Origin of the sequence: Acinetobacter colistiniresistens, from assembly GCF_024582815.1 — a bacterium.
Classification (GTDB): Bacteria; Pseudomonadota; Gammaproteobacteria; order Pseudomonadales; family Moraxellaceae; genus Acinetobacter.
The window spans coordinates 1,648,168-1,666,504 of the sequence record NZ_CP102099.1 but is presented as its reverse complement, the minus strand read 5'-3'; the positions used below and the strand labels follow the sequence as shown (position 1 = coordinate 1,666,504).

Here is an 18,337-nt window from a genome sequence, read left to right as displayed (position 1 = left end):
AACACTATAATCCAGACTATGTTAATTTGATAAAATTAACATAGTACAAAAATATATTTGAAACAATAAAAACAACAAGATGTTGTATTTACTATTATTTCATTATAGATTTAATTAATTTCTTGATAGAAATCAATCAATGTCTGAAACAAATAATTTAAAACTTGCAGTCTTGATCGATGCTGACAATGCTCAAGCTTCTGTTTGTGAAAACTTACTAAAAGAAATCGCTCGTTTTGGCACAGCCCACATCAAAAGAATCTATGGTGATTGGACTAAACCAAACTTAAAATCATGGAAAGAAGAATTACATAAACATGCAATTCAACCAGTCCAACAATTTAGCTATACGTCTGGGAAAAATGCAACCGACTCTGCTCTAATCATTGATGCAATGGACCTACTGCATCAGAGTCATTTAGATGGGTTCTGCTTGATCTCTTCAGATAGTGACTTTACAAGATTAGCAACAAGAATTCGAGAAAATGGATTAGTTGTATATGGGTTTGGAGAAAAAAAGACTCCGAATGCCTTCATTGTTGCATGTGATCAATTTATTTTTGTTGAAAATCTTACACCTAAAGTTGAAGAAGTAGCATCAACTGAAACAGAGGATCTGAAACAGCCCAAAGTGCCTAGAAAAGTTGCCTTATCTAAAGATAAAAAGTTAAAAGATGCACTAAAAGTTGCTATTAATGCTTCATCCAAAGATTCAGATTGGGCTGCTTTATCTGGAGTAGGTGGATATATGATTAAAAGTGACCCATCCTTCGATCCTCGTAGTTACGGTTATGAGAAACTAAGCGCATTAGTAGAAAATTTAAATTATCTGGAAATAGATAAACGTAAACCGAATGACTCATCTCAAATTTATCATATGTATATTCGACTTAAAGTTTCCTAACCCCCAAAGATAGCTGTATTGATTGGATTAATTATTATTACATAGGATGTGTATTGCAGTAATACATTACACATCCCACTTTCATACCACCTATCCTGTTGAACGCTTTTACTCAGCTTAAATAGTCCCTCTACGCTTATTAAGCTCGTACTGTCCTTTGCCAAAGCTACGCATATCCTTAATTCTTGCGCGAAGATGTTGGTTATCTTTCTCAGGATTCACCAAATACATAGCTGCATTGATTGCGTTCTGAATTTGTTCAGGTCTACTCCTATGAATCATACCAATACCCAACTTACCCTTCCGTAGAAGTTGCTCCTTGTACTCAGGGGAGTTAGAAATAAAGTAATAACCTTGGTTAGCCGTAATCTCACTCCAACACTGCCCAACCTGTATTGCCATTCCGAAGTCTTTTTGATGTTTATGCCCATCATAGATTAGTAGAAGATGACAGTGATAACCCTTCTGCTCCCCATGCTCTAAAGCCCATGCGTAACCTTGTAGACCTTTAAAGCAAGTATCTTGGTTTTGCACTCTATTTATAAAAGTGCGTAGATAGGCATTAAATTGCTCAATATCTACAGTATGCTGATGTTTGAGCTCAACACTCAAATCTATACGAATAAATAATAGTTTGGAGTAATGCTGAGTTAGTTTTTGTAGATACTCGCGAAGACTACGCTGATTACGTTTTTCTTGAGCCTTTAATTGGATGATCTCAAGTGCAATATTCAACTTACCCTCTCTTAAACGCTCTAACAATAAAGCTATTTGTCTATGAGTAAGATGCTTTACAGCAGAGATAGGTTGACCATTCAACATTTCATCAATAGCTTTCATCAAAAAATGAAAGGTCTCAATACCTTGAGCATATTTTAAGTGAGATTTATAAATTGCCTTAAATTGAGGAATGAACTCCATTAAACCATCTTTAAAACCTTGCTCAGTATAGCTCTCATACGACATAGAGATAATGAATTTTTCTATCTCAACTAATACTTTAGATTCATTAAGAGTAGGAATAGATGTATTCATTGATTTTCCTAGTTTGTGTGAAGTACATATAACTAGGAAGCTATTTAAATTTTTACATAATTTTCTTCTTCTATGTAATGAATTGATTATCCACAATCAATTATGAATAAATATAAATTAGAGCAATACTACTTAAGATATTAAAGAGATATTCATTATATTAATAACCCAGTAAAGTCTCTAAACTAAAGAGCTGTAAAACATGAGCACTTGTGTTGTATTCATTCTCATATACCACATAAGCTTCTAATAAAGCTTACAAGCTAAAGTTACATTATTGTTCATCTGAATCCTTATGGCGAGCCTGTAAATTATTTTGTGTAAGTTCCATTTTTTATAAATGATGAACCGTACCGGGTTTGTCGGAGACTTTTTTATTTAAGTTAGGCCACCTGACCTAACGGGTTAATCTTATCATAGTACATTGCTTCAAACTCAAAAGGCGATACATAACCCAGTGCACTGTGTACACGCTTTTTATTGAACCAATCTACCCAGTTTAGTGTCGCAAGTTGTACATCTGCTAAACCTTGCCAATCTGCTTTTAAATATTCAATCACCTCTGTTTTGTATAAGCCATTCACCGTTTCAGCCAGAGCATTATCGTATGAATCACCTGTCGTACCGACTGATGCTCGTAAATTTGCAGCATCTAAACGATTGGTATAGCGAATAGAAAGATATTGAACACCTCTATCGGAATGATGAATCACATTCTTTGGCATGCCTCGATCGTGCAATGCTTGCTCCAATGCATCGAGCACCATATCTGTATTCATCCGTGTAGATACTTTCCATCCAACAATTGCTCGTGAGAACACATCAATAATAAAGGCGGTATAGACCCAGCCTGAATGTGTTTGAATATACGTAAAGTCACTGACCCATAATTGGTCAGGTCGATCAGCACTAAAATTCCGTTTCACTAAATCATCTGCTCGTTTTTGATCATCTCGGCTACGGGTGGTTTGTTTATTCTTACCACGCCAAACACCTTGTATACCTAGCTTTTGCATCAATCGAGCAACTGTACAACGTGCAATAACATAACCCTCACGTTTCAATTTTTGCCAAACTTTACGTACACCATATCGACCTGAACTTTCTTTCCAAATACGTTTGATTTGCTCTGCATGATGTAAATCATGCAGAGCACGTTTCGCTCGATGTTCTGGGTTATCAACGAAATCTAAAGCCCGATAATAGGTCGAAGCTGCAATCGGTAAAATTCTACAAATCGCTTCAACACCATATAACGCCTTATTGTTATGGATAAAATCCACCATTATTTGTGTGGGCGGTCGAGCTCCGCCTGGGCGAAAAAAGCGGCTGCTTTACGTAGAATTTCATTGGCACGTTTTAATTCTTTAATTTCACGTTCCATTTGCTTCATTTTTTCTTGGTCAGATACCTGTTGTACTTTGGCGGGATTTTGTTGATCTAAGTATTTTTGATACCAAACACGAAGTGTTTCAGGAGTACAGCCAATTTTAGGAGCAATTGCGGAAACTGCTGCCCAATTCGATGGATAATCTTTTTCAGATTCAATTAGTAATTGAACCGCTCTTTCTCTAATTTCGGGGGTATAGTTTGGTTTTTTCATCGGAATAGTCTCTCAGAATATTGAGTCTCCGACAAACCCGGTACGGTTCAGATAGTCAATCTTATCCATACCATAGTATTTTTTAATATGTTCAACCATAGCTTTGCCAGATGTTTGAGTTCCACCATCATAGGCAATGATTTTTTCTACATTATCTTCAACGTAATGAAAAAGAATGCAATCTCCACTTTTTTCCCCATTTCCAACAGGCAAAAACTCTATCTCATAACTTGTAATCAACTTAAAACCCCAAAATCATTCTTGTATAATAAGTGGTAGCTATTTTTTATATTTCAATTAAAATTTAATGATTTATTTTAGTTAGTAAGTTATGCGTTGTTGGACTTTTGAATTTCTCCATCCCTGAAGTTAGCTATAAATTTTACTGATAACCTTGGGAGAGCGAGAGTAAGTCTTTAGAATTCCTGTATAGGAGTATCTAAACGCCTAATACTAAAAAACCTGCATCCTACCGAAACTACATATACTTTATAGAATGAGAAAATATAGTGAAACTATCCAACTATTTTGATCAATACTCACTTTCTGCACGAGTAAGACCTGCACTCTTTATTGTGTTACCAATTATATTAACGGCATATATACTGTTTGAACCACTTAGAACACTATTAGGCTCTCTGTTAACAATCTTATTGACTTGTGGAGTAGTTAATTTTTTTCCAACCAAATGTCATCAAAAGGAAATTTAATTCAACAGCCATTATTTACTAAATGGGGTGGTGCCCCTACAACTCTTATTTTACGCCATTCAAACAATGAGCTTGATAAATATACAAAACAAAGATATAGAGAAAAGCTAGTTTCCCTAGTATCAAATTTTAAAAATGTTACTGAAAGAGCTGAAAGGTCTAATCCTGCTAATGCTGATCAATACTATATTTCAGCAATTAACTACCTAAAAGAAAAAACAAGAGATAGTAAAAATATCCTTTAATTCTTAAAGAAAATATGAATTGTGGATTTAGCAGAAATCTATTAGCTTTTAAAACCACAGCTATAGTAATTATCTTAGCCTCCTTACTAATAAGTCTTTCAATAATCTTTGTTAAATTCAAAGATAAATATGTTGATATAAACTCTCTAAGCTTATTACCATCTGAATACTATGTTCTAATCATCCTACACGTTATTTTTCTATTAATTTGGTGTTTCATGATAAATGAAACATGGGTAAAAGTTAGAGCATATGCATATGCAAAACGTCTTTTATCCTCTTGTGAAGAGATAGCTTAAAAATTACTCACTCAGCACTCATTACAACTGCTATTTAAGACAATGGTCATTATATAAAATTAATTACTTATGCATAAACACCTCATTTCTTTAAAGTAAACAGAGCCAATTTGAAAAAAATTGGCTTCTCTTAGACTTGTCTTTAATATTTTTTCCTAGCAATTTAATTACAAGATCAGCATTCTTCTCACTTCAGTTCACTATATTCAAGCAATGATTCCAAATAGTTAGCCCACTCCTGCATCATCTCACGACGATTGTTTAGAAACTTGGTTCGGTTGTAGGCTGTACCATTATTGTCTTTTACCTTATGGGCTAACTGATGTTCAATAAAGTCAACTCGCTGCTCCAAAATCTCATCTAGCATGGTACGAGCAGTTGCCCTAAAGCCATGTGCCGTCTGTTCACCACCATAGCCCAAGCGTTTTAAAGCTGAGTTGATGGTATTGTCAGAAATAAAGGTTTTACCATCTCGCCCCACAAAGATGTATTTGCTGTATGGATGCAGATCAATAATTGACTCAATCAAGTCAAAGGCCTGATCTGACAATGGCACAATATGAAGTTGCTTGGTTTTACTGGCTGTAAATTTAAAGCAACGCTCCTCACGATAGAAATACTCTTTTTTCAGCTTACGTATCTCCCCAGGTCGCTGAAAAGTCAGCACAGAGATTTTTAACGCCACCTGCGTGGTTAGCAAGCAACGTGTATAGAGTTTGGAATAGTTCCAGATTTTATTCAGCATCGGAGCCAAGTCCTGCTCTTCTGTCACGGCTGCAAAGTTTCCACCCTGTGGTTTTGGTAATTCAATATCTTCAATGGGATTGTACTGGATCAGCTTTTTTTTACGCGCTGATTTAAAGATCTGGTTGAGGTCTGATTTAAGCCGTTTGGCAACAGACAAAGCCCCACGCTCGATAATGCGCTTAAAAACCTTAATCTCAAGGATTTCCAAGGTAAGCTGTGGAAAGGTTAAATCACCAACGTAGGGATAGACATCGTGCTTTAAACGACGGATCGTCTCTTCATCTTGTTTTTGCTCTAGCTCACGTTTATACAACCATGCTTCAGCGACGATACGAAAGGTGTTTTCTGCTTCTTTCTGTTTCTGAGACTTGGTTTCAATCCGCTCCATTGCTGGATCAATACCCTGCTTGATGAGTTTTTTATATTCATCACGAATCGTACGGGCATCATCCAAGGAAACTTCAGGGTAAGTACCTAAAGATAAATCGTTACGCTTGCCTAAGAATGGACGTGTGTAATTGAATATCCAGTATTTGCTACCGCCCTGATCAATACGCAAATAAAGATTTCCACCATCTGACAGCTTATACATCTTATCAGGGTCAGGTTTGGCTTTTTTAACTTGTAAAGCACTAAGCTTATTGATTCCACGAGTTGCCATAATTTAGACATAAAAAAATGCAGTAAGAAATTATCTTACTGCATTTTTTACTACTTTATAACACCCGATTGGCGTAGTGCGTCACGGCTTGTCATATTGTAAATTTCCAACTTTAACCTTATAAATCATAAACTTATATCGTGTTAAACAGTGTCAGAAACTTGAATTTGGCGGAAGCGGTGAGATTCGAACTCACGGAGGACTCACACCCTCGTCGGTTTTCAAGACCGGTGCATTAAACCGCTCTGCCACGCTTCCAATGGCGGCTATCATATAAATAAAAGTTAGACTTGGCAAATCTTTTATTTAAAAACATGCATCAAATGCTCAAAATAAACTCAACAACCTGTTTTTTTATGCATTTTCAGGCTTTTCATAGCGAATTGAGTTGATATACCACAGTTTTTTACCTAATGGTGTATGCACTTCTACTTCATCATCGACCTGTTTACTCAGTAGTGCACGTGCCATAGGTGACTCAATCGAGATATGTTGGGGGTGGTGGTCATAAATTTCATCGACACCAACTATACGCAAGCTTTTTCGCTCTCCAGCCTCATTTTCGATTTCAACCCAGGCACCAAAATAGACCTTGCCCTCTTGCTCAGGTACATAATCTACAATTTTTAATTCTTCTAAACGTTTTCCTAGATAGCGAACACGACGATCAATTTTTCTCAGTAATTGTTTATTGTATTGGTAGTCCGCATTTTCAGAACGATCACCTAAACTTGCTGCCCAATTTACCTTCTTGGTAATTTCAGGTCGCTCCTCATGCCAAAGTCTCTTCAACTCAGCAACCAATAGATCATGTCCAGTACGCGTAATTAAATTCGATTTCATAAGCCCTAATACGTGAATACAACAGTCCATTTACAAGTTTTTGCATTGTATTCCTTATTTCACCATGACTAAAGTGTATAAATTTTATTCTTTTTCGAATCATAGGTTTGTGATGCAATTCTCGCTTTTTATTGAGCAAAATTTGACATTCTTTATTTTGCCGCTTAATATGCGCCCCTAAGTTTGTTTTTGTTTATTTTTATACACTTTGTAAATATTGTGAAATATTTGCATTATTTTCCCTTTAATTAATGTCATTTTGAATGACGTTCATGACTTGCCCACCCCTTATTGAATTTATCAACTTTTAAAAGTTAAGGCATTGTTTTGCTGAAATTTTTGGGCATAAATTACCTGTAGCGGAGACAACATGCACAGTAATTCAAGTTCTGGGTCGAGGCCTAGCCTTAACTCTTTATCTTCCAAACGACCTTTTCAAGCTTTGGCCTTAGGCGTTGCAATCCTGCCGTTCAATAGCTTGAATGCTGAGAAATCACATCAATACAATACCGTTGTGAACACAAATGTCCTAACCGTAGTTGCTGTTGAAAGCCCAACAACCGTCTTCCAGGAAGATAAATTCCTACATGGTTTTGGATACGATTTAACGCGCAAATATGCACAAAGCTTAAATGTAAAACTCGATTTCAAAACCGTTCCAGACAATGCCACAGCATTAAAGTGGGTTGCACAAGGTAAAGCAAACATTGCGATGACAACCGCCAATCTGGCTGCAATTGAAAATAAACAACTGGTTTCATTTTCGGCAAGTTGCGGTGATCAGGCAAGTTTGAGCAAAAATGGTTTAAACCCTCAATTGAATTGGGTATTTAAACAGGCCGATGATCCACTCACACTAACTGCCAGTGGTTTTATCTGTCAAAGTAAACAATCTGGTATGACACAGCAACTGGCCTCATTCTATAACCGAAATGTGGTTAAGCCTGAGTCTTGGTCAACTATTCAAAGAGATTTGAAGCAACGTTTACCAATTTACAAGGCCAGTTTCAAACAGAGTGCTTCTAAATACAATTTAGATTGGCACTTGCTTGCAGCCATTGGCTATCAAGAGTCCTATCTGAAACCGACTTCAGTTTCTCCCACTGGTGTCCGTGGTTTGATGATGTTGACCAATAGTACAGCACAAGCGATGGGAGTAAGTAATCGATCCGATCCTGTTCAAAGTATTCAAGGCGGTGCCAAATACTTTGATCTGATGTTAGATCAGTTTTCTAACGTACCTTATCCGGACCGTAACTGGTATGCATTGGTTGCCTACAATATGGGACCAGGTGCAGTCAGCCAGATTCAAAAAAGAATCCGTGCACAAGGTAAAGATCCGAACCAATGGGTTAACCTGTACGATCATTTACAGCGTAATCAAGCACGTAACGGTCGTTATAAGCAAGCTGTTCAATACGTTACCCGTATTCGTACCTATTTAGAGCATCTCAAAACCAACAACCGTGTAGATGTCTAAATTAAATGAAAAAAAAGCTTACCTCAGGGTAAGCTTTTTTTATGAAGAGAGAAATTAAGCAGTTTGCTCAAGAACTTTCTTGAATAAATCTTTTTGCTCTTGGCTCGGCTTAGCGGTTTGTAAAGCCATGAGCTGAGACATATCACCTTGTACTTTGATTTTGCCTGTCATGAATGCCTGCATTGCAGCAGCCATATCAAACTCTAAGAATACTTTACGTAGTGTTTCAGCATCCATGTTCAAAGTCGTTTTAGCATTTGAAGATAAACCTTTTTGGATTTTACCCGCATCTAAAGCCAACTCTGTATTACCGGCTGCATCTGTTACAACCAAGTTAATCGCTAAATTCGCAAGTGCAGGTGGCAAGTTTAAATCACCAGCTTCAGCAGTCAGTTTTTCAACAGTTGCAAACCAATCATCAGTTAAAAATGCAGCCATGATTATTCCTCAAATGTATTTGTTCAATTTCTTGTGCCATCTATCCAGACAACATCACATGAAGCAATTTGCTTGTGCCCTGTTATAGCATGTAATTTTTATTTTAGGCTATGATTTTTTGTACGCAGGATTCAATTTTTAAATTTTTATAAAAAAGGTACTTAACAAGTACCTTTTCAAAAAGTTTTACACTTTACTCAGCAGCAAAACTCAGATTGACCACATCCAGACGGTTTTTCATCTCTTCTGGATCTTTCAGATCAAATTCACGTTGGCCATCCAACGCTTCGAAATCAAATAATTCACGATCCGCCAGTTGTGATGGAGAAACGTTCTGTAGTGCACCAAAGATACTGTGTAAGCGTTTTGGATGCTGCTTATCCCACTCACGTAACATGTCGTTAATGATGGCGCGTTGCAAGTTCTCTTGTGAACCACATAAGTTACACGGAATGATCGGGAACTGGCGTAACTCAGCATATTTAATAATGTCTTTTTCTTCGACATAGGCCAAAGGACGAATCAAAATATTCTTTTTGTCGGAAGAAAGCAGTTTTGGCGGCATTGCCTTCAAACTACCACCATGGAATAAATTCAAAAAGAAAGTGGCCATGATGTCATCACGATGGTGGCCTAGCGCGACTTTAGTTGCGCCAATCTCTTGAGCGAAACCATATAACGAACCACGACGTAAGCGTGAACACACCGCACAATAGGTTTTACCCTCAGGGGTTAGGCGCTTAGTAATGGTATAGGTATCTTTTTCCAAGATGTAATATGGAATATTGTTTTCTTCCATATAGCGTGGCAACACATCTTCAGGGAAACCTGGCTGTTTTTGATCCAGATTCACCGCCACAATATCAAAATTGATCGGTGCAATACGTTTAAACTGCAACAAGATATCCAGCAAGGTATAGCTGTCTTTACCACCAGACACACATACCATGACCTTATCACCATCTTCAATCATGTTGTAATCACGAATTGCATGCCCCACCTGACGACGAAGTTTCTTCAACAGGCGATAATACGCCGAACTTGTCGGAAGTTCTGGCTTGAAATTAAATCCTTGATTGGACTCCACTGGCGCGTACATAGACGTGATTTACTCATAAACAAAAATACCGCAAGATTTTATCTCATTCCGAAAAGATGCGCATCTAAAGAATTTTTCAATTTCTTTCAATCGTCATATTTGAGTTTCATACTGGTAAAATTCTGATCAAAATAATCCTAGATGCGCTGGATTGCTTATAATTCAAACTTTTCCACAGTTGTCCACAAAAGCTGTGGATAAATTTGTGGATTTCTTAGCTATTGACAAAGTGCTTTTATCTTAAAATAAGGCTTCCGATTAGATTGATCATTTTTTAACCACCTATTTTATCAAATTAAAAACAATGACTTACATAAGTCAAGACTTAGTTTTTAAAATTTTTTTAATTTTTTTTGCTGAACATTCGAACAAATTGACTTGATTTTTGTCTGACAGTGAAAAATAAAAAAATTGTAGCAAAAGTTCTTTTTACTTTTTTTGTTAAACTTCGGAATAGAACTTATGCTCATCCTTTCGTGAATATTATAACGATGAACAAAACAACTTATTTTTTTGCTCTTTGTCTGGGATCAATCGTTTTTTTTAATAGTACAGCGTCTAGTCATGCTGGGCAGACCATTTACCAATTTAAAGACAATAATGGCACCACCCTACTCACCAATAAGAAAAAAGCCGAGTACAGTCACTTAAAAGTGATTAAAGCGACGTATTACCCTGACAGCAATATTCATAGTTATAGTAACTGGGGCACAAGTGAAGCTTCTGTCTTACCCAGCTATAGTCGAAATAAAAATGCCTTTGATCACCTGATCCGCCAAGCAGCACAACAACACGGTGTCTCGGAAGGGTTAATTAAGGCAGTGATGCATACCGAATCGGGTTTCAATATTAATGCGCGCTCCCCTGTGGGTGCTCAAGGCTTGATGCAATTGATGCCTGCAACAGCACGCCGCTTTAATGTCAACAATGCCTATGACCCACAGCAGAACATCTTTGCCGGCGCACGTTATCTCAGTTGGTTAATCAAACGTTTTAATGGCGATACCCGACTTGCAATCGCAGCCTATAATGCAGGCGAAGGCAATGTTGATAAATATGGCGGCATTCCACCATTTCGTGAAACACAAGATTACGTCCGTCGCGTCACTAGCCGTTATCAAAATCTCTATGCCTCGGGTCTCGGCACTTCGCTCAACAATTCAAACAATGCTGCGACTAATGGCCAAGTCTTAGCTCAATCGGCAAATTATAGCGCCCCTGTCAATGAAGCTGTAGAAGCAGCACCTCCTGCGCCAAAACAATATAATCGCCAAATTATTACCTTGGCGGATGGTACCTTTACCGACGCGCCATCAGGCACTTACACCACCACCAATGCCACCGCTTCAGCCCGAATACATTTCAGTAATTAATAATTCTGGGGCATTATTCTCACAGGATGATTTTAGCTGATATTTTTTGAACAAAATTCTCTTTAAGTCCCTGTTTCACATTCAATTCACTGTTTTATAGGCTAAATGTATCTATGCCTATTTTTTGCTTGAATTTTTAGGGTTCGCCCTGCATATTAGCGTTATGATTTATAATTTATAAATCAGATCAGTTTTAATTTATAAGAGGATTTTCTCAATGATGCGGATTGGTTTGTTCTTGCTTACCAACCTCGCGGTACTGGTTGTAGCTGGCATTATCTTGTCACTCTTCGGTGTCGGTAGTTACCATGGCGCGGGTGGCTTGAATCTAGGCAACCTATTAGTCGTCTGTTTTGTCTTTGGTATGGTGGGTTCTTTAATTTCCTTATTCATGTCGAAGTGGATGGCTAAAAAAACCACTGGAACTGAATTAATCGACCCAAATGCACCTCGTAGTCAAGCAGAAGCTTGGTTATTACAAGAAGTGGCTCAATTATCCCAACGTGCAGGTATTAAAATGCCTGAAGTAGGTATTTTCCCTTCTTACCAATCCAATGCATTTGCGACAGGTTGGAATAAAAACGATGCGCTAGTATCCGTCTCTACGGGTTTACTTGAGCGTATGAACAAAGATGAACTTCGTGCAGTACTCGCTCACGAAATTGGTCACGTTGCTAATGGCGACATGGTCACGCTTGCCTTGATTCAAGGTGTGGTCAACGCCTTCGTCATGTTCTTTGCACGTATTGCAGGTGACTTCATCGACCGTAATGTCTTTGGTCGTGAAGATGGTGAAGCACCAGGACTTGCTTATTTTGCCATTACGATTGTACTTGACATCGTCTTTGGTATTTTGGCCTCTGCCATCGTGATGTGGTTCTCTCGTCAACGTGAATACCGCGCAGACGAAGCGGGTGCACGTTTAGCAGGTAAACAAGCAATGATCTCTGCCCTGCTTCGTTTACAAGCTGAATCAGAAATGCCAGATCAAATGCCAAAAGAAATGAAAGCATTTGCGATTGCGGAAGGTAAGGAACAAGGTTTTAGCTTAGCGGCTCTTTTCCAAACCCACCCAACCATTGAACAGCGTGTTGCAGCATTACAGCAATTAAACGTTCAATAATCAGTATCAGATAAATGATAAAGCCTCCAAGATGGAGGCTTTATTTTATTCGGTATATCTTAAGGAGCTTGGAAAGATCGATAAAAATCCCACATATAACTCAAACCTGCCCAGACCGCAACCACCAATAAAATCAATACCGCGATTCCTAATAAATCGGGAATACGCAACCAGATCCAGCTCACCACTGGATTACGCCAAAATGCGGATGTTTTCTGCTTTTGTTCCAGTGACTCGTGTAAAAACGGATGAACCACATGGATATCACTGTGGACCTGATATTCCTCACGGATATGCGCATGTACAATCTCAAGCGTCTTTCTGCTAGGTCGGATAAACACGTCAAAGACCGTACCAATAATCGGGATAAAGCCGACTAACATATCCATAATCGCCAGTTTCACCACCCCCTTGAGTTTGTGCTGTGGAACACCGACTTCTCGGGCTTTTTTAAAAGCGTATAGCGTTAAAACAAAACCTGCGACATCACCGGCAAAAGGAATGGTACTCAGTGCGGCATCCGCCCCCACGCCTTGTTTGGTAAATGGAATCCGAACCAGACTGTCCATGGTGTTGGCGAATTTTGCTAAATCACGCTCAATAGCAATGGCTTGCTGTTGAGTTAATTTTTTTTGTTGTGATCGATCAGTCATTCACTTAACCTAAAACAATGTTTATGCTTGAGAATAAAGTAGTTTTGAACTTTTGTCGGTACAATTATTATTACGGTCTAGAATAAAATCATCGATGCAATAAACAAGTACACAATCACCCCTGTCGCATCACATATCGACGTCACCAAAGGTGCAGAAGCACTGGCAGGGTCTAAACCGACTTTATTCAGAATAAAAGGTAAACTCATGCCAATCAAACAGCCCATTAACACAATCCCCATCATACTCAGGGCCAGTACCAAAGCGACCAATTCGTCCCCCCGGAAATAACCCAACAAGGAAACCGCAACGGCCATCGTTCCGCCAAGACATAAAGCCACCAGACTTTCGCGCCCAAGTAGATAGAACCAGTCTTTAAACTGGACATCCCCTGTTGCCAACGCCCGAACCATCAAGGTAGAAGATTGAGAGCCTGCATTACCGCCACTTCCCACCAACAAAGGCAAGAAAAACACCAACACCAGATGCTGTGCAATCACATCTTCATAGTGTGCAATCCCAATTCCTGACAATAAACTTCCAAAAACCAGAAAGACCAGCCAGAATACCCGCTTCTGATAGAGTTGCAGAATAGGAGCCGATTTAATGCTTAGTTTGGACGATGCATTGACCGCACCAACCTTCAAGAAGTCTTCGGTTGCTTCTTCACTCGCCACATCCATGGCATCATCATAAGTCACAATCCCGACCATCATCTGTTGATGATCAATAATCGGTAAGGCCAGTAAATCATAACGGGCAATGGTTTTGGCCACCTCATCCTGATCGGTATCGACATAGGCTGTCAGGACATTGGTTTCCATCAGTTCATTAATATTTTGCTCTTCAGGTGCAAGAATTAACTGCTTTAAAGTCAAAACACCCAAAATTTTACGTGCTTCATCCAGCACATAGGCAAAATAAATCATTTCGGTATCTGGTGCTTCTAGACGCAACATTTTAATCGCATCTTTGACCATCATATCGGGTTTGAGCGTGGCATATTCCGAGCTCATGATGGCCCCAGCGGTTCCTTCCACATAGGATGAAAGCTGACGAATATCTTCTCGTTCCGCCTGCGCTAATGCAGGCAATAGTGCATTTTGCTGCTCTTCATCCAGATGCTTAAATACATCGGCCCGTTTATCCGATGACATTTCCCCAATAATTTCAGCCAAAATATTTCTTGGCATGGTTTGAGCAAGTTTGGCTTGTTCATGGGGAGGAAGATAAGAAAAAACATAAGCGCGTTCTGGTAAATGCGTCAGTAGTAATTGACTTTGTTCTACCGATAATTGTGTCAATACATCAGCAATATCAACGGCCCGAAAAGTTTTAACCGACGCCAGCGCAAGTTCAATATGATTATTCTTTAACGCATCATTTAATAAATATAAAAAATTGTTGTAGCTCATATCTGCCTCTTCACTACAATTATCTGCAACGAAGAGCCAAATACAACAGATTATTTTACTGTCGAGTAACGGTCTTCATTCAGATTTTGGGAAATATAAAAACGTGTAATTCTTGAAAAATTACAACTCTGGGTGTCCATGTAGGCAATCAATCCTCATTCAACCGCTTATACGGCACGGCAATACTACAAATATTTTTTTATCTTCTCAACTTAGACAACAAAAATGAACAATTCGAACCGTTATGCAGGGCACGAATTGTTCATTTCTACTGCTAATTTTACTGCCTTTAAGCAGTTTCTATTTTCGCTTTTGGTTTAAATACAGTTCTGACCAAGACATACATAAATGGAATAAAGATCAGTACCAGAATGATGCCAAACACAACCCCACCAAATACACTATAACCAATCGCCTGTCGGCTTAAGGCGCCTGCACCACTCGAAAACATCAAGGGGATCACACCCGCACCAAAGGCAATTGAGGTCATCAGAATTGGTCTGAGACGAAGGCCTGCTGCCTGTAATGCAGCTTCCAGCGCACTTCGTCCCTGTTGTTGCAAGCTTGCTGCAAATTCAACCATCAAAATGGCATTTTTACAGGACAGACCAATAGTAGTCAGCAGTGCAATCTGGAAATAGATATCATTGGCGAAACCAAACCAATAACTAAATAAAATCGTTCCTCCAATCCCGAGTGGAATCGCCGCCATTACCACAGAAGGAATTGACCAGCTTTCATAGAGTGCTGCAAGGCAAAGGAAAATAAAGGCAACCGAGATTAAATATAACCAGATCGCCTGATTGCTGGACTCTTGTTCCTGATAAGACAAGCCACTCCACTCCAACCCTACATCAGGCATTTGATCAACTAAGCCACGAATGGCTTGCATCCCTTGTCCACTACTAAATCCATTGGCTGCGTCTGCTTCCAAACTGATCGCTGGATAGCCCATGAAGCGCTCTAACATTGGTGGGGCACCTTGCCATGTAATCTGGCTAAATTGTGAGAATGGCACCATTTGACCATTGGTATTTTTTACATACCAATAATTCAGGTCTTCAGGCTTAGAACGATATGGCGCATCACCCTGTAAATAGACCCGTTTAATTCGTCCACGATCAATAAAGTCATTGATATAGCTGCCACTCCACGCCGTCGAGAGGGTTCGGTTAATTTCACTGACATTAAGACCATGAATCATCGCAGCCTTATGATCAATTTTGATATTCAGCACAGCCTGATCGTCATTGCCTTTTTTGTCGAGATTTGCGACTGGGCCTAGCGCATTGCCCTGCTGTTGTAGCAGTTTGAAAGAGTTCAATAAACTTTCTCGGCCTAGGCCCTTGGTGTCCTGTAACCAGAACTCCATTTTGTCAGAATTACCTAAACCACGAATTACCGAGGGCATCAACACCATAATACGTGCTTGATTATTTTGTGAAAGATATTGCATAGCCCGTGCACGAATCTGCTGTGCGCTGTTTTCTGCACCTTTGCGCTCATTCCAATGTTTCAGTGACACAAAGGCTTGACCAAGATTCTGTCCTGTTCCAGAAAAGTTACGACCATGAATCACCATGACACCATTCAAGTTGGCTTTTTCATGTTCAAGAAAATAATCTGAGATTTGTTTGCCTACCTCTTCAGTCTTGCTCATCGGTGTTCCTTCAGGTAAACGGAATTGAACGCCTAACAAGCCCTGATCTTCTTGTGGTAGAAAACTGGTTGGCAGATCACGATAAACCCAGATAAAACAGCCAATCAGCAACACAATACCCAACAGTGAAATGGCTTTAAAATTAATGACTTTTTGTGAAACATTCAAATAACGCGTTTTTATATAGTCCAGTCCATGATTGAACTTGATCGCCCAACGCGCCTGTTTTTGCTGTGGTTTCAATAAAATGGCACAAAGTGCCGGGGTTAAAATCAACGCCACAAGTAATGAAAGTCCCATTGCGACCACGAGGGTAATCGAGAACTGACGATAAATAATGCCTGTCGCGCCGCTAAAGAATGACATTGGAATAAATACAGCTGTGAGAACCAAGGTAATCCCGACTAAGGCTCCACTAATCTCATGCATGGACTGAATTGAAGCTTCCTTGGCACTGAGTTGCTGCTCATGCATCAGACGTTCAACGTTCTCTACCACCACGATCGCGTCATCGACCAACAAACCAATCGCTAATACCATCGCAAATAAGGTCAGAGTATTGATACTCATCCCTAAAACGGCTAATACGGCGAAGGTTCCGAGAATGACCACAGGAACCGTGACTGCTGGAATCAAGGTTGCTCGCCAGTTCTGCAAAAAGATAAACATCACCAAGACCACCAGACCAATGGCTTCAATCAAGGTAGACACCACTTGTGACATCGACTCTTTCACGAAAGGTGTATCATCACGTGGGTAAACCACAAAATAACCTTCTGGTAATGTTTTCTCTAAACGGGCAACTTCCTTATAGACCGCATCGGCCACCTGCATCACATTGGCCCCGACGGTCAAGGACAGTGAAAGTCCTGAAGCAGGATAACCATTTAAACGGTTAAAGACCTGATAATTTTCAGCACCGACTTCAACCCGTGCGACATCTTTTAAATAGACAAAACTGCCATCTGTATTGGCTTTGACAATAATATTTTTAAATTGTTCAGGTGTTCTTAACAACGAACCCGACGTTACCTTGGCATTTAAATACTGGTCATCCGCTGTTGGTAAATCTCCAATTGCACCAGCGGCGACTTGCGCATTCTGATTTTCAAGTGCCGTACGGACATCACTCACTTGTAATTGATAACGTTCCAGACGCTGTGGATCCAGCCAAATACGCATGGCATATTGCGAGCCAAATACGCTCACTTCCCCAATGCCTTCAATTCGGCTGAGATTGAGTTCAAAGTGATTGGTGAGATAATCTGAAATATCCAAATTGGTTGAACGCCCTGATTTATCCCCCAGACCGATCACCATAAAAGAATCACTTAAGGATTTACGAACATTAACTCCCTGACGCTGTACATCTTCGGGTAAACGGTTGATCGCACCATTAATTGCATTTTGGACTTGTACCTGTGCTTGATCGGGATCGGTCCCCTGATCAAAGAACAGACTAATTCGGCTATTACCACTGGCATCACTACTCGAATTGAAATAGAGCAGATGATCAATACCTTTAATTTGTTGTTCTAAAACCTGAGTAACACTGTCTTCTACCGCTTGAGCATCTGCTCCACTATAGTTTGCAGCAACAGTGATTCGGGGTGGTGCAATATCGGGATAACGTTCTACAGGTAACTTTAAAATTGCAAATAAGCCAACAGCCATAACAATAATAGCGAGAACACTGGCAAAGATTGGGCGATGAATAAAAAACTTAGATAACATGGCTGTTCATTCCATTGTTGAAACAGTCAATTTTTTCAAAAATACGATAAATACAAATACGCTCAGTCCATGATCATTACCGAGCTTTCATGCAAACGCCATCCCTCTTAACATATCATTTCAAAAAGCGGGAATTGAGGAGAAATGATGGATTTTGAACTGCTTCAGCACAAATCATTGCGTTGAATTTTCCCGATTTAAACAGTTTAGCTGTAATGTTTACTTTAATTTGCTGTGCAATCAAATACTTCTCAATTTGTAATTGACAGGTCTGATACTTAAACCGATATTAGCACGCTCATTTCCCCTCCCGAT

The 18,337-nt window shown here is 39.3% G+C and carries 15 protein-coding genes, 1 tRNA gene and 1 other annotated feature; of the genes, 5 read left to right on the top strand and 11 right to left on the bottom strand.

The annotated features are described in order from the left end of the window. Positions 1 to 139: 139 nt before the first annotated feature. Positions 140 to 904: an NYN domain-containing protein gene (locus NQU59_RS07970; protein WP_257065731.1), complete on the top strand. Its 765-nt coding sequence runs from the start codon at positions 140 to 142 to the stop codon at positions 902 to 904. Positions 905 to 1,021: 117 nt separating this feature from the next. Here the strand turns inward: NQU59_RS07970 and NQU59_RS07965 are convergent, their stop codons facing one another. From NQU59_RS07965 to NQU59_RS07955, 3 genes are all read right to left on the bottom strand, one after another. Further along, positions 1,022 to 1,939 (bottom strand): inovirus Gp2 family protein, encoded by a 918-nt coding sequence (locus NQU59_RS07965; RefSeq protein ID WP_257065730.1) that lies wholly within the window; start codon positions 1,937 to 1,939, stop codon positions 1,022 to 1,024. 383 nt (positions 1,940 to 2,322) lie between these two features. Beyond that, positions 2,323 to 3,542, bottom strand: a protein-coding gene (locus NQU59_RS07960) for an IS3 family transposase (RefSeq protein WP_107114716.1) whose coding sequence is annotated in 2 segments (ribosomal slippage) — positions 2,323 to 3,266 and positions 3,266 to 3,542 — 1,221 coding nt in all. Because the reading frame shifts where the segments join, the coding sequence is not laid out codon by codon here. After that, positions 3,151 to 3,267, bottom strand: a sequence feature (AL1L pseudoknot). (Overlaps the previous gene by 117 nt.) A gap of 12 nt (positions 3,543 to 3,554) precedes the next feature. Further along, positions 3,555 to 3,782: a hypothetical protein gene (locus NQU59_RS07955; RefSeq protein WP_257065728.1), complete on the bottom strand. Its 228-nt coding sequence runs from the start codon at positions 3,780 to 3,782 to the stop codon at positions 3,555 to 3,557. Between the two features lie 448 nt (positions 3,783 to 4,230). Between NQU59_RS07955 and NQU59_RS07950 the strand changes: the two genes are divergently transcribed. Further along, positions 4,231 to 4,497, top strand: coding sequence for a hypothetical protein (locus tag NQU59_RS07950; RefSeq protein ID WP_257065726.1), 267 nt, complete (start codon positions 4,231 to 4,233; stop codon positions 4,495 to 4,497). 486 nt (positions 4,498 to 4,983) lie between these two features. On the opposite strand, the gene NQU59_RS07945 is transcribed toward NQU59_RS07950, so the two are convergent. The 3 genes from NQU59_RS07945 to greB all read right to left on the bottom strand — a co-directional run bounded on the left by NQU59_RS07945 (position 4,984) and on the right by greB (position 7,047). Further along, entirely contained in the window at positions 4,984 to 6,204 is a 1,221-nt protein-coding gene (locus tag NQU59_RS07945; protein WP_257065716.1) for a tyrosine-type recombinase/integrase, read from the bottom strand. Positions 6,205 to 6,372: 168 nt separating this feature from the next. Next, positions 6,373 to 6,462: transfer RNA gene (locus NQU59_RS07940), tRNA-Ser, on the bottom strand. A 96-nt stretch (positions 6,463 to 6,558) separates the two neighbouring features. Further along, the gene (gene greB / locus NQU59_RS07935) at positions 6,559 to 7,047 is read right to left on the bottom strand and encodes a transcription elongation factor GreB (protein ID WP_257065714.1); all 489 of its coding nucleotides are present in this window, start codon (positions 7,045 to 7,047) and stop codon (positions 6,559 to 6,561) included. Between the two features lie 370 nt (positions 7,048 to 7,417). Here greB and NQU59_RS07930 point away from each other — a divergent pair, with 370 nt between their 5' ends. Then, on the top strand, positions 7,418 to 8,527 hold the full coding sequence (locus NQU59_RS07930; RefSeq protein ID WP_005243680.1) for a transglycosylase SLT domain-containing protein: 1,110 nt from the start codon (positions 7,418 to 7,420) through the stop codon (positions 8,525 to 8,527). Positions 8,528 to 8,581: 54 nt separating this feature from the next. On the opposite strand, the gene NQU59_RS07925 is transcribed toward NQU59_RS07930, so the two are convergent. Both NQU59_RS07925 and ttcA read right to left on the bottom strand, forming a co-directional pair. Further along, positions 8,582 to 8,965, bottom strand: coding sequence for an SCP2 sterol-binding domain-containing protein (locus NQU59_RS07925; protein WP_004651955.1), 384 nt, complete (start codon positions 8,963 to 8,965; stop codon positions 8,582 to 8,584). A gap of 193 nt (positions 8,966 to 9,158) precedes the next feature. Next, positions 9,159 to 10,064 (bottom strand): tRNA 2-thiocytidine(32) synthetase TtcA, encoded by a 906-nt coding sequence (gene ttcA / locus NQU59_RS07920; RefSeq protein ID WP_005243687.1) that lies wholly within the window; start codon positions 10,062 to 10,064, stop codon positions 9,159 to 9,161. 491 nt (positions 10,065 to 10,555) lie between these two features. Between ttcA and NQU59_RS07915 the strand changes: the two genes are divergently transcribed. Further along, positions 10,556 to 11,437: a lytic transglycosylase domain-containing protein gene (locus NQU59_RS07915; protein WP_005243689.1), complete on the top strand. Its 882-nt coding sequence runs from the start codon at positions 10,556 to 10,558 to the stop codon at positions 11,435 to 11,437. A 217-nt stretch (positions 11,438 to 11,654) separates the two neighbouring features. Further along, positions 11,655 to 12,560 (top strand): protease HtpX, encoded by a 906-nt coding sequence (gene htpX, locus NQU59_RS07910; RefSeq protein WP_004660837.1) that lies wholly within the window; start codon positions 11,655 to 11,657, stop codon positions 12,558 to 12,560. Between the two features lie 59 nt (positions 12,561 to 12,619). Here htpX and NQU59_RS07905 read toward each other — a convergent pair whose 3' ends face one another. The 3 genes from NQU59_RS07905 to NQU59_RS07895 all read right to left on the bottom strand — a co-directional run bounded on the left by NQU59_RS07905 (position 12,620) and on the right by NQU59_RS07895 (position 18,022). Continuing rightward, positions 12,620 to 13,213 carry a DUF4112 domain-containing protein gene (locus NQU59_RS07905; RefSeq protein ID WP_005243691.1) on the bottom strand — a complete coding sequence of 198 codons (594 nt, stop codon included), beginning with the start codon at positions 13,211 to 13,213 and terminating at the stop codon, positions 12,620 to 12,622. A gap of 77 nt (positions 13,214 to 13,290) precedes the next feature. Beyond that, positions 13,291 to 14,628 carry a magnesium transporter gene (gene mgtE, locus NQU59_RS07900; protein WP_257065701.1) on the bottom strand — a complete coding sequence of 446 codons (1,338 nt, stop codon included), beginning with the start codon at positions 14,626 to 14,628 and terminating at the stop codon, positions 13,291 to 13,293. Positions 14,629 to 14,917: 289 nt separating this feature from the next. Continuing rightward, on the bottom strand, positions 14,918 to 18,022 hold the full coding sequence (locus NQU59_RS07895; protein ID WP_257065699.1) for an efflux RND transporter permease subunit: 3,105 nt from the start codon (positions 18,020 to 18,022) through the stop codon (positions 14,918 to 14,920). Positions 18,023 to 18,337: the final 315 nt, after the last annotated feature.